This is a genomic window from Bradyrhizobium sp. SRL28 (assembly GCF_018596315.1).
Taxonomy (GTDB): Bacteria; Pseudomonadota; Alphaproteobacteria; order Rhizobiales; family Xanthobacteraceae; genus Bradyrhizobium.
The window spans coordinates 79,836-91,907 of record NZ_JAHEAG010000030.1 but is presented as its reverse complement, the minus strand read 5'-3'; the positions used below and the strand labels follow the sequence as shown (position 1 = coordinate 91,907).

Genomic DNA, 12,072 nt, shown 5'->3' with positions numbered 1-12,072 from the left:
GCAGAAGGCCCTGCATGATTCCGACAACGGCTCTGGAGCTGCCAAGGGGCATATCAAGCATGAGGCCCCGGGAGACGATTTAGGTACTAACAAACCACAGCACGATCTACAAACGGCGTCCGTAAAATCTGCCGACGACGCACATTCGGCATTGAAGGTTAAGGCTGAAGGAAAGGAAGGGGCTTCCTCCGACGACGCCGGTCGGGCCAAATCACCGGTTGGCACCGAACTTGGCGATTCCTTTCATTTTAATAATGGCGCCAACAATGCTTCTCCAGACATTCTTGACTTACAGCAGCTGGGCCATGGAAGCGGGAAAGCACATGAAGATGGTCAGCATGCTGCCGCACACAACGGACCGGTGTTAGTCCAGGATGCAGATGCGATTGATACTTCAGCGGCGCAGCACGATCACTTAGGGCATAGCAATCACTATGCGGCTCACGATTTGATTGTGTAGCCATGTACTGATCGGGATGCAGTCGTGCGGCCTCGTTAGTTGCAATCCCTTCATGAGACGCAGGGGCCAGGGGATAATCGGGAGACGCGAAATTGCAATTCGGACAAGGCGCGCCCGCGTCTCCACGAGTGCACACATGTGGTCGTCTTGACCTCCCACACCCGGCCGCAATCCGCACAGAGCAGCCGAGTCATACCGACGCTCTTACTTGCTTCAGTCCCGTTCGAGCGGCTTGCCGCTGAAGAGCATGAGCTCAAGCTCAAAGCCCGTTGGAAGGGGCAGGCGAGGGCTTACCGAAAGCTGGCGGCAGAGCGCGCAGAGAAATTCGGACTTTATCTCCGCCGATCCTGCCAGGCTCGTGATGACTCAGTTAGCGGATTATTTCATTCCAGCAATAAGGTTCGACTTCATTAGGTACGAGGCCGCCCGCTCCGGCGGGGACCACCAACCTTAACCCAATTGGCAACGAAGGACTTTTGAAGTTGTCGAAGCGCCTTGAGGCGGCCGGCACCTCAATCCAGCCCCATCTCCACCGCGATCCGGATCAGGTCCGAATGGCTCTTCGCGCCAAGCTTCTGCTTGAGCAATGAGGTGGCGTTGGCCACCGTCTTGTAGGAAATCTCGAGCGCATTGGCGACTTCGGCGATCTTGTCGCCGCGGCCAAGCAGCCGAAGAATTTCCAGCTCCCGCGCTGTCACTTGGGACGCAGGATTTGCCTTGATCGACCCGGCGGAAAAGGTCACCGCTTCCGCCAGTTGCGGTGAAATGAAGTTGTTTCCCGCGGCGACCTTCCGCACCGCCTTCACCAGCATCCGGGGATCGTCGCCCTTCCAGACATAGCCCTGCGCGCCCATCTCGATGGCGTGAACCACGAGCGCCGGATCGTCATTCATGCTGAACATGATGATCCGCGCCTCCGGATCGTCTTTTCGAATGCGACGCATCAGTTCGAAGCCGGAAACGTCCGGAAGCTTGATATCGATCACCGTGACGTCAGGCTTCATGGCCAGGTAGGCGCGGTGACCGGATTTGGCGTCGGTGGCATCCTCGATCTTCACAGTGTTGTCCGACGCGAACAGCGACCGGCAACCCGACAGGACCACTGGGTGGTCGTCGACAATCAGGACCTTCGTTGCCGATCTGTCGGATTTCTGCATCATCAACCCCTTGCGGGAATGCGCCCACTTCTGCCAAGAATCACACCCAGGCTGAGTTAAGGCATTTCGGGGCGCCTCGCAGTGATAAGTCCCCGGCGCTTGTCGTACTCAAACGCGACGCCTTAGGCATCGTTTTCCTCAAACCATTTTTCCGAGGCGTCCAGAGACAGCATTCCTGGCCAAAAACCAGAACAGGTTGGCCTTGCGCCGCCGCTTCTAAATCCAGTTCATGAATCCCGAAACATTGGATGCTCGCTTTTTACAAGCGCTGCTATCCTTGCGGTTTGAATTTGATGAAAAAGCCTTTCTGCGGTCTCGACGTCTCCTGCTTTCATACAGAAGTTTAGGACCTGATATATTGCGGTGTCGCGGAGCAACTCATCTGAAATCTGTTCTATTTTCTTTTCGGCACGCTTCTTGGCGCGTTCATATCGATCAATTTCGCGTTTTTTCGTTTCAGTGCTCGGGCCATAATAAAGGACGGAAACTGCTTCAGCGCTGTCGGCAACAGAATTGCAGATCTCACGTATCTGGCGGGCCAACTCAATGTCTCCAATCTTCTCGTCGTCCTCGATCTCCCATGCTTCTGTCGGCTCGCTTTTTTTCAGCCACGTCATGTGTTTTGCCTCCATTCCTTTGACGTGAAAAAGCAGTACCTTCATTGCTTCGCCTGCAGCCCGACCCCTACAACGGCATTCATTGATCAAGTGCTTGATGACCTTCGTCGGTGAGCATAGGCGCGCTTCGGTTCGCGATCTCACGCGGCCGGTGGGTTGCCATGCCGGGTTTTTCTTTTTTGCCTTTGGCTGGCGCGGCAGTCTGTTTTTGACTTTCAAGCCGCTGCTTTTGAGGCGTCGCCGGTGGATCCGGCCGCGCAAATCTGGCGGCCCACCGTTGTTCGAGCTTTCGTTGAAGGTCCAGAGGGATGTCGCACATTACCCACCTCCGGGTTCGTGGTCCTGCCCTGGCACTACGGCCTCAACGCGCTCGGCGCTCAAAAGGTCCCAAATGGTGCCACGCGGGATTAGCGTCGGACGCACATGCGATGGGAATGATCGGCTCGCACACCCCCATGCACCCCGCGACCGAACCTCACCAGCGGCCTTCCCAAAGTCAGCTGGGGCACTCAGTGGCCGGCCCTTAGAGGGGCGCGAGACCCATTAGTAAGGCAATAGTTCGGAAGCTTTTGCTCCAGTCAGGCTGTGAAAATTCTTGCAATGACCCAGGACTGTAGCGGTGGCATGACGCTCGGTCGGAGTCGATTGCGACCACAGCATGGTGGTTGCAGCAATGAGGAGTGTAACGCCTGCGATTGCGGATAATATTAGATGCTTCATGGGAAGCCTCCGGTTTCCGCCCGATGAGGGTTAAATCGCGTCGAGAATGAGCGCTAACGTGATCGAACCCCGTTGTTTGATCAGGGGCGATGGGAGCATTGGTTCGTTTCCGGATGACTTCGCCGAACTAGGAAAATGGTTTCGTCATCCCGGCTCGCAGACACGGCACGAAGCCGCTTCGCGGGATCGAGAGCGCCAGAGGACTGGGGGCGGCGCTACATGTGGACGGAAGCTGGGATGCGAACGATGCGCGAACCTGCTTCTACCATTTTGCTACCCAACCCGTCGGGACGGGGCGGGAGCAGCTGGGACCGCAATCGAGAAACATCAGATAAACCGGACGGGAACGAACGCCCGTTGCCGAGCTCGCGCATCCCACGCGGACTAGTCTTTTGCTGACGTTGCATTAGTCGCAGACGCGCTCCCTGCGCGTGATCCTGCGGCCGTCGTCCCGTTCGATCGTTGTAGTTTCCATGCGACACCGCTGTCGTGGGCCGACGGTGACACCGCCTGGACCGACACCGACTGTGGCGTTGGAGTCATACCCGCGACGTTCCCTATAGTAGCCGGGGTCGCGGTCCTCGTAGTGCCGCCCGGTCTGCATATCGATTTGGGCCATCTCGATGCCTTGGGCCTTGGCCGGAGTGACGAGCGGGGCAGACGTCAGCATCACTGCGGCTGCCGCCACGGCAAGAGTGATCTTCATCATGTGGGAGGACCTCCTTGGCTTGATTGGAGGTGTAACAGGCACGAACACTGAAGGGTTCCACTAGGGATGGCGGGAATGGGCGGTCCTTTGCTGCCTGAGCGACCTCGCACGGTTTTGCCATTTTGTCCCGGTAGGAAGATTCGGCGCTCTCGGATGGGCGCGTATGAATGGGACGGCGCTGGCGCCATTAGCTCCCAGCCCGCGTCAGAGCCGTTTCACCAGGCGCCCCATGCCCCAACACGGCCATGCACTGGAAGCGCAACCCGGCAGCGGCCCGGCGCCGTCTGATGCTGGCCCCCGCTCGCAAAAAAAGGCCGCCAGCGTTCGGCGGCCCAAGTCTTGGGAGGAACGCGCCGAGAAGCAAAGCGCCTCTTGAGCCCGTCACGAGCAAGAATGGCAAGAGATTGTTTCCGGTCGTCTTCGTTCAAACAGGAAAATGGCTGCGGGATCGTTTCTTCGGAACCGAGGTGGTGAAGTCGGTTCCACGGGGTCGAGAGGTCCTGCGTTCGCCGGCTCGCGCTGGCGGGCCTTTCGCAATGGGAACGTGTCATGCCTACAGCGTAGCACTCCAGCTTGCCGTGATGCGAGCTTTATGTTCGACTGCCGGCGCGTCCTTTTTCCAAGTTAAGGGAGAGCTGAATGAAGAAAATAATTCTTGTCGGTCTTGCGATCTTCGCTGTCTCCACTTCTGGCGCTTTGGCAGCCAAGAAAACGATGAAGCCAAAGGCACCTGCCGCCGCCGCCGCCACCACGACCACGAACACGGGTGGCGCAGGTCCGCTCATGGTGGGCCAGGTTAGTGCCGCTGACCGCGAGCTATATGAGAAAAATCAGCGCGACTCCGGCATGAAGAAGAAGTAGAGGGACACACTGCTCCAGCGCGATTGCGCGCGCTGGATGGGCTAAGAAAGTAAGGCCGCCTCAGTTGGCGGCCTCTTTCATTCCAAAACCTCATATTCGAAAGCGACGCCTTCGGGGTCGTTTTCCTCAAACCATTTTTCCGCGGCGTCTGTGCTGGCGAAGACCTTGAGGTGCTCGGCGTCGCCAACCTGCTTGCGTGTGTTGACCTAGACAAGAACGGTCATTGGTCTCTCTTCAGCTTGCGCTTGCCCCAATGCGTCTCTTTGCGGTCTGGATTGAAGACCCGTTCGACGTGACGGTTCAACGCCCGCATGACGCCGATCCGGGCCAACATCGTCGGGCCGCCGGTCTCTGCAACGAGGATTAGCGTCTCCATGGCGGCCTGCCATTCGGGCGCGGAGTGCTCAGCCTTCGGCAGCTTCACGATGTAGGTGGCCGCTCCTTCCAGGTGAGGAGCAGGCGACCATTCGGCAGCGGTATTGCATCCTAGAACGAGGCGGACCAGGGCAATAGGAATACTCAGGCAATGCTCTTGGGTGTTCCACGCCAGCACAGCCTATTCCTAGCGGCTTGTCTTCTTGTTCATGTTTTTTACTATCGTGAACATGAGGACCGATCGCGAAATCGAGATCCTGTTCAGGCGGCTTCGTCTTTACGACCAACTCGGGCGCCGCGCCGAGGGGCTCGTTCGAACGATTCATAGGGAGTTGAAGGAGCGCTATGGGCCTAGATCACGTCCGTTCCGAAATCGAGCATATGCGCGTCCAGGTCGGAAGGCAGCGTAAGGAGATCCTGCAGCTTCAACGCGCCGGCATCGGAACGGCATCGGCTGAGCTTTTGCTCGGGAGAATGCTGGCGAAGAGCGAAGACCTTTGCGCCGAGCGGGACCGACAGGAGGAGGGGAGTCCAACGCAAGGGCGCGTGCTTGGCGGCCAGAGTTGGTGATGGCAGAGCCCCTGAAATGGCACGACGAGAAGGAGGACAGCTCGCCATGGATCAACGCGCTCGCCGAACTACGTCAGCGAGCCACACGAGAGGGCTACTGCTATCAACATTGTCCAGGCGATCACCGTCGCGATCGACCAGTACGCAGAGAAGGTGCTGGGCAACCGCGATTACTTTCTCAACAAACCCTACGGTGTGTGTTAGATTTGCCGCGCTGGCTTCTGAATGAAAAGGCCCCAGCTATCTCAACCGATAGCTGGGGCCGCCAACCCCGATTTTTTCTTCCGGCAGGGTTCTTCGGGGGCAAAAACCGGAAGCTATGAACTGACTCCCCCAATAGGCGGATGTTCCTAGTCGCTTGCCATTTTTTCCCGATCGGTTTTTGTTAAGGCGCCGCCGGTATCCAAATAAGAAACGGCCCCAGCCTGGGGGCAGAACGCTGGGGCCGTCATTCCAATGCGCCATGCGGAGGGGCGTGGCGCTTGCATCAACGTGGGCTGTCAGGGCCCGTTCCTAGAGCGGGCGTGACCCGAGTGGTAAGGCCCGGCGTATGTCGTCCGGAATCCTCGTGCGTCGGGCCGCCTTGGATCAACAGGACCGCGAAGCGCGCCGAAGAGGCCGCAACCATCAAGTCAAAATAGATCCGTCTCCACCGAACCGGCGGAGCCGCCGCCTGCCTGATGCTGATCCAACGAAGCGGAGGGATTAATGCAAAAGGCGCCAATTAATTGGGAAATTGGTGTTCTGGCTTCTATGCTGGACCGGTGTGTGTTGGCTATGTGGCAATACGGCAGAATGGTCAGAAAACTGTCGTTGACGGTGGTTCATTCGACGCGCATGTTTTCACTGTAGAATCTTGGAAGATTTTCGTTGCCGAGATGGCCGCATGAATTTCTTCAGGATCGCCGTTGCGCTGCTGGTCCCAGCCGTCTTTCTCGCCGGACACGCGGTTGCCCGTGATGAAGGTCGCTACGCTGACTCTCCGCTCAAGCCATGGTTCGACAGCCTCAAAAGCGGGAAGGGGCCATGCTGCTCCGACGCCGACGGCTCGGTCGTCGCCGATGTCGATTGGCAATCGAAGGACGGCCACTACCGCGTACGGCTCTGGGGCCAATGGATCGACATCCCCGACGATGCTGTGATCACTGAACCGAATCGCGCCGGCCGGACCATGGTATGGCCGATGTGGGGCACGGTCGGGATTTCGATCCGCTGCTTCCTGCCCGGCAGCATGACCTGAAAGGACGTTTGATTGCCGCGGCGCGTGTTCTCCTTAGCGGGTGGGCGCTTCGATCCGGTCGGCCCCATCGTTGGTAGCAGCGGGGCCTTTGTCTCGAAGAGACCGAGGCCTGGCGCAAGAGGGCCGAGATCTGGCGCGTGCTGCGCGCCCACTTCCCCGGTTGGATGGAAACCCACTGCATGGTGCAGGACTTTTTCTTCGGCGAGGACATGATGCTGCGCCGTCATGATTACAGCGTGAACATCGTGGGCGGCATTCCGGCCGCCCAACTCACGTCTACGTATATCGAAGCGGACGGTATTCGCCTTCCGAGCATGCGGCGCGCCTACGCACGCGGCCCCGATCGCAGAGCCGTCACGGATATGCTGCTGGTCTCAATCGATTTCAGCGCGGTCGCTTTCACGTAATAATCCGCGATCGAGGCGCTTGTCGGTCTCAGGGCGACCGAACCGAGTACCTGATCCTCCCAAGGTCGGAACGGTGCTGAATATGATGGCGGTTCAAGGTGGGAATAAAGATAGCTTGCCCATGGCGAACCGCAGGGAGTGCTTGGCCGCAATTCGACCCGGCAATTGCGACGGGAAGGTTCGTTTCATCTTTTCAGGCGTGTCGCTCGATTGCGTTATTTCCGTCCGTCCAGCCCCGATGGATGGGCTCTATGCTCACGATCTTTGGGTTTGTTCGACGCTTTTCCCTGAGCCCGATTGAGCACTTTTAACCCAGACGAAGTCGATGCCTGTCCGTAAAGAAGATCCACGCGATAGAGTCGTTCTGCGGCTGCTTGAGGGCACCTGATCATGCGACGAATGCCCGTTTTCGGCCGGATAAGCTCAGTGGTGCGACCGTCAAGTCATTGATCTTTCTTACGTCGTGGCTGACTCTTAATCAGCGGGTCCCAGGTTCGAGCCCTGGTGCGCCCACCAAGCCTTTCAAGATCTAATACCAAGATCTGATACCAAGATCTGATACATTGCCATTTAATGCGGTAACGCGCGTCGGACTGACGGCAATCCCGCTCGACCCTCCCGATTCCCGCGGAGCCGAGCAGCCAAACACCGGCAAAGAATAAAGCCGTTCCACAACCGCTCCGTACGGAAATACGCTTCCATTCCGTGGTTCGAAAAAGCAAACCGCTTCCATTGCTCCATCCGTCGGGACAGACGACATTTACTGCGGAAATCAATGGATTGGCCGCGCAATGGAACGCTTGAGATACGAGCCGTTTGGCGAGCGTCTGGCGCCCGAAGGGGATGCAGCGACGCCTTCACGCGCGTCCAAATATCTGTTGTGGGCCGGCACCAGCCTGTTCTGGTCGCTGGTTGGGGGCATCGTGATCGCGCGCGCCGTCTTCTTCGAGCCGGGCGTCTTCGACGACTTCAGCCGCGTCGCGGCGCTCGTCAAGGCCGCGATCTTCTAGCTAAGCCACTTCCGCGACGCGCTTGTCCTGCCAGATCATCCGCTCGAACACGGTCGCCGCAGGAATTTCTATTCGCCCGGGGACCTTCAATTGCCACAGCGTGCGCTCGATCTGCAGGTCGCGCATCGGCACGACCTTGAGCCGGCCAAGCGTGACCTGATCGGAAATCGTGGCGCTGGAGACGATGGCGACGCCGAGGCCGGCGGCTACCGCCTGCTTGATCGCCTCGGTGCTGCCGATCTCCAGCGTGCGCCTGGGTTCAATGCCCTCGGCAGCCAGCGCCTGCGCCACAACCTCGCGCGATCCGGAACCGGGCTCCCGCACGATCAGGACTTCATCGCCAAGCGCCGCGCCGTCGATGCCGCGCTCGGCCGCCGCGAAGCGGTGGCGCGCATCGACGATCAGGCTCATCACGTCGGTGCGCCAGGCATGGCTCTCGAGCTCGTCATCTTCGACCGGACCTTCGACCAGCGCGATCTCGATATCATGCGCCAGCATGAGATCGGCGATGTCCCTGGTATTGGCGATGACGAGATGCAGGTCGATCCCGGGATATTTTCGGTGAAACGCCCCGAGATAGTCCGATATCATGTAGGTCGCGATCGTGGTGGATGCGCCGATGCGCAGCGATCCGCTGTCGAGATTGCGCAGCGACAATAATTCGTCCTCCGCCGCGCGCTCGGCCGCAAACAGCGTCTCCGCATGCCGCACCAGCGCCTTTCCCTCCCGCGTCGGCCGCACGCCCTTCGGCGTCCGGTCGAGCAGGCGGCAGCCGACCTGAAGCTCGACATCCCGCACCCCCTTCGAGATCGCCGGCTGGCTGATATGGAGGGCGTCGGCTGCGCGCGAGAAACTCCCGGTTCTCACCACCATCGTGAACAGGCGCAGCAAATGCAGGTTTAAGGACATAACTTCCCTCTATCGGGCCAGATCGAAAATATATTACCCAATTATCGCTATCTGACGCATATATTTTTCTCCCGGGAGAAATTGGTGCCGCAGGACGAGGAATTTTCCGCTCCAGGAAATGGACCGGCCAACAGCGTCAGCCGCCTTGTAGCGCTCATTCCCGGCGTTCTCCTTTGCATCGTCGTCGCCGGCATCTCGGCTGCTCTCGAAGCCGCGGAGCGGCGCTTGTTCGCGCACCCCTATGTGGAAGCGCTGGTACTGGCGATCCTGCTCGGCATGGCCGTGCGCAGCTTCTGGAATCCGTCCGAGCGTTGGCAGGCGGGCATCGCCTTCAGTGCCAAGCAGCTGCTCGAGGTGGCCGTGATGCTGCTCGGCGCCTCCATCAGCTTTGCCGCGATCGCGGCGTCCGGCATTGCCTTGCTCGGCGCGATTGCCGCGACTGTCGTCGTGACGCTGGGCCTCAGCTTCGGCGTCAGCCGCATGCTCGGCCTGTCGACGCGGCTCTCGATCCTGATCGCCTGCGGCAATTCCATCTGCGGTAATTCGGCGATCGCTGCGGTCGCGCCGGTTATCGGCGCCGATGGCGACGAAATCGCGTCCTCGATCTCCTTTACGGCGATACTCGGCGTGATGATGGTGCTGGGGCTGCCGCTGCTCATTCCGCTTCTGCAATTGTCCGCGACGCAATACGGAATTCTCGCCGGCCTCACGGTCTATGCCGTCCCGCAAGTCCTTGCCGCAACCGTGCCGGCGGGGCTGGTAAGCACGCAGATCGGCACGCTGGTGAAATTGATGCGCGTATTGATGCTGGGACCGATCGTGGTGGCGCTTTCGCTGCTCGCCCCGCGTCTGCGTGGCGGAGTGCACGGCAAGACAACGGTCGGCTTCTTCCGCCTCGTGCCCTGGTTCATCCTCGGCTTTCTCGCGCTTTCCGTTCTACGCTCACTCGATTTCGTCCCCGCAACGGTGATCGGCCCGCTGACTGCGATCACCGGCTTTCTCACGGTCGTGTCGATGGCGGCACTCGGCCTCGGGGTCGATGTTCGGGTTCTCGCCACCGTCGGCGGCAGGGTGACGGCGGCCGTGACACTGTCGCTGATGCTCCTGCTCGCGATCAGCATCGGCCTGGTTCATCTGTTTAACTAGCACGCCCCTTGGGTGGTCGCGCCAGATCGCACGAGGCAATTAATCTAGCCTGAAGTCGATGCGCCTCACATAGGCCGAAGTCCGCACGCTCGGGGCGGGCATACTATCGGACCGGAATTTTCGTACCGAGCCGCGAGCCGCCAACTGACGGAGGAAGGGCGGGGCGTCGCCGTCGAATTCCACGTCCGCGGCGTCAGGACCGAAGCGATCGACAAGGGGTTCTCGAATTGGACATCTCGAAGGTCTCCAGACTTGAAGTCGAGATCATAAATTATTCGGTTGCGTTTTGGTGCGCTTCGGAGCCGAATGATCGAAAAGACCGCGCCGCTTTCCGGGGAGGATGACTGGAATGGATATGAAACTGTCGCCTGAGCAACTAAAGCTCCGCAGCGCTGCGCGACAATTGGCCGAAACCGAATTCGCACCGAAGGCGGCGGAGATCGATCGAACCGAGGCTTACCCTTTCGACAACGTAGCCGCTCTGAAGGCCGCAGGCTTCATGGGCTACACGATTCCTAAATCCTACGGCGGTCGGGGAGGACGTTATTTCGAGGCCGCCCTGATCATCGAGGAAATGGCGCGGGTATGCGGGGCGACGGGGCGCATTACGGTCGAGGCCAACATGGGCGCCATCTCTGCGGTCATGCAGTATGGCACCGAGAAGCAGAAGCGGCTGGGAGCTGAACTCGTTCTTTCGGGCGACAAGCCGGCGATTTGCATCACCGAACCGGAAGCCGGATCGGCGGCGACCGAGATGACGACGCGTGCAGACAAGCACGGCAACACCTACGTCATCCGAGGCAAGAAGCACTGGATCACGGGTGGCGGGGTCTCAAAACTCCATCTGATCTTCGCCCGGGTATTCGACGAACAGGGCGAAGAGCAGGGGATCGGCGGCTTCCTCGCGCTTGGTGGGACTCCCGGCCTGATTATCGGCAAACGCGAGCCCGCCATGGGCCTCCGCGGCATCCCCGAAACGGAGATCATCTTCGAGAATCTTGAAGTTCAGGAGGACATGCTGGTGCTGCCGCCGCGCGGGCTTCGGCGCGGATTTGCGGACCTCATCGATGCGTATAACAGCCAGCGGGTCGGCGCCGGGACAGTCGCGCTCGGGCTCGCGCAAGGTGCGTTTGAGAAGGCCATGACCTTCGTGAAGGAGCGCAAGCAGTTCGGACGCCCGATTGCCGAATTCCAGGGCCTGCAGTGGATGCTGGCCGACATGGCGGTGGCGCTCAATGCAGCGCGGCTGTCGCTTCATCAGGCAGCTCTTAGCGCCGATCCTTTTCCGGACCCGCTTCTCGCGGCGCAGGCGAAGATCATTGCGTCCGAGACGGCCAACACGGTCACGAACCAGGCGCTCCAACTGTTCGGCGCCAGGGGCTATTCGCGGGATTATCCGCTCGAACGCATGGTTCGGGATGCCCGCATGTTCACGATTGCCGGCGGCACGGCGCAGGTGCTGAGGACGCTGGTGGCATCCAGGATTCTCGACACAAAAATCCCGCAGACCCGCAACGGATATTTGGAGGCGGTTCAGGCGCCGTCCCTTGCGGCGAAGTGAACATGATCAGACCGCGCGGCTGTGCGTTGCTGCGGCACAGCGTGGACCACTCTCGCAATGCTGCGTTTGTGGCTTTCCTGCTGAGGCCCGTCAAATAAGCTGTCCGACGATCCAGACGATGAGAAATAGCCAGCCGGCCATCGCAATCGCGACAGCGATTAAGTAATTCACTTTCGTCCATGTGTAGCGCACTGGCTATCCAAAGAACAAAACCGCCAGGCGGAGTATATTCGCCTGACGGTTCGCTGGTGTGGGCCCGGACGCTTGGGGAAATTGTCCGGTATTCAATCCATAGCCCAGCCAGAGGACGCTGCAAGCGAACTCGCGGCT

13 protein-coding genes and 1 tRNA gene are annotated in these 12,072 nt (G+C 59.6%); 8 read left to right on the top strand and 6 right to left on the bottom strand.

Annotated elements, in window-relative coordinates:
- The coding region (locus KIP88_RS35070) for a hypothetical protein (protein ID WP_214492752.1) at nucleotides 1-460 on the top strand (460 nt) is incomplete at its 5' end.
- 512 nt (nucleotides 461-972) lie between these two features.
- Here the strand turns inward: KIP88_RS35070 and KIP88_RS35065 are convergent.
- The 4 genes from KIP88_RS35065 to KIP88_RS35050 form a co-directional block, all read right to left on the bottom strand.
- On the bottom strand, nucleotides 973-1,617 hold the full coding sequence (locus tag KIP88_RS35065; protein ID WP_214492751.1) for a response regulator transcription factor: 645 nt from the start codon (nucleotides 1,615-1,617) through the stop codon (nucleotides 973-975).
- A 227-nt stretch (nucleotides 1,618-1,844) separates the two neighbouring features.
- The gene (locus KIP88_RS35060) at nucleotides 1,845-2,279 is read right to left on the bottom strand and encodes a hypothetical protein (RefSeq protein WP_214492750.1); all 435 of its coding nucleotides are present in this window, start codon (nucleotides 2,277-2,279) and stop codon (nucleotides 1,845-1,847) included.
- A 34-nt stretch (nucleotides 2,280-2,313) separates the two neighbouring features.
- The gene (locus KIP88_RS35055; protein WP_214492749.1) at nucleotides 2,314-2,553 is read right to left on the bottom strand and encodes a hypothetical protein; all 240 of its coding nucleotides are present in this window, start codon (nucleotides 2,551-2,553) and stop codon (nucleotides 2,314-2,316) included.
- A gap of 807 nt (nucleotides 2,554-3,360) precedes the next feature.
- The gene (locus tag KIP88_RS35050) at nucleotides 3,361-3,663 is read right to left on the bottom strand and encodes a hypothetical protein (RefSeq protein WP_214492748.1); all 303 of its coding nucleotides are present in this window, start codon (nucleotides 3,661-3,663) and stop codon (nucleotides 3,361-3,363) included.
- A 639-nt stretch (nucleotides 3,664-4,302) separates the two neighbouring features.
- On the opposite strand from KIP88_RS35050, the gene KIP88_RS35045 reads away from it, so the two are divergent.
- Nucleotides 4,303-4,524, top strand: a complete 222-nt coding sequence (locus tag KIP88_RS35045) for a hypothetical protein (RefSeq protein WP_214492747.1) — start codon at nucleotides 4,303-4,305, stop codon at nucleotides 4,522-4,524.
- Between the two features lie 220 nt (nucleotides 4,525-4,744).
- Here KIP88_RS35045 and KIP88_RS35040 read toward each other — a convergent pair whose 3' ends face one another.
- Nucleotides 4,745-5,077, bottom strand: coding sequence for a hypothetical protein (locus tag KIP88_RS35040; RefSeq protein WP_308163707.1), 333 nt, complete (start codon nucleotides 5,075-5,077; stop codon nucleotides 4,745-4,747).
- Nucleotides 5,078-6,355: 1,278 nt separating this feature from the next.
- Between KIP88_RS35040 and KIP88_RS35035 the strand changes: the two genes are divergently transcribed.
- The 4 genes from KIP88_RS35035 (at nucleotide 6,356) to KIP88_RS35020 (ending at nucleotide 8,126) form a co-directional block, all read left to right on the top strand.
- Nucleotides 6,356-6,709 carry a hypothetical protein gene (locus KIP88_RS35035; protein WP_214492746.1) on the top strand — a complete coding sequence of 118 codons (354 nt, stop codon included), beginning with the start codon at nucleotides 6,356-6,358 and terminating at the stop codon, nucleotides 6,707-6,709.
- Between the two features lie 179 nt (nucleotides 6,710-6,888).
- Nucleotides 6,889-7,116, top strand: a complete 228-nt coding sequence (locus tag KIP88_RS35030) for a hypothetical protein (protein ID WP_214492745.1) — start codon at nucleotides 6,889-6,891, stop codon at nucleotides 7,114-7,116.
- 415 nt (nucleotides 7,117-7,531) lie between these two features.
- Nucleotides 7,532-7,632 (top strand) — tRNA-Ser (locus tag KIP88_RS35025).
- Between the two features lie 275 nt (nucleotides 7,633-7,907).
- Entirely contained in the window at nucleotides 7,908-8,126 is a 219-nt protein-coding gene (locus tag KIP88_RS35020) for a hypothetical protein (protein ID WP_214492744.1), read from the top strand.
- Here the strand turns inward: KIP88_RS35020 and KIP88_RS35015 are convergent, their stop codons facing one another.
- Nucleotides 8,127-9,035 (bottom strand): LysR family transcriptional regulator, encoded by a 909-nt coding sequence (locus tag KIP88_RS35015; protein WP_214492743.1) that lies wholly within the window; start codon nucleotides 9,033-9,035, stop codon nucleotides 8,127-8,129. It abuts the gene before it with no gap.
- An 84-nt stretch (nucleotides 9,036-9,119) separates the two neighbouring features.
- On the opposite strand from KIP88_RS35015, the gene KIP88_RS35010 reads away from it, so the two are divergent.
- Complete coding sequence (locus tag KIP88_RS35010) at nucleotides 9,120-10,181, top strand: YeiH family protein (RefSeq protein ID WP_214492742.1); 1,062 nt, start codon at nucleotides 9,120-9,122, stop codon at nucleotides 10,179-10,181.
- 349 nt (nucleotides 10,182-10,530) lie between these two features.
- Nucleotides 10,531-11,742: a 3-sulfinopropanoyl-CoA desulfinase gene (acdA, locus tag KIP88_RS35005; protein ID WP_249791238.1), complete on the top strand. Its 1,212-nt coding sequence runs from the start codon at nucleotides 10,531-10,533 to the stop codon at nucleotides 11,740-11,742.
- Nucleotides 11,743-12,072 lie beyond the last annotated feature (330 nt).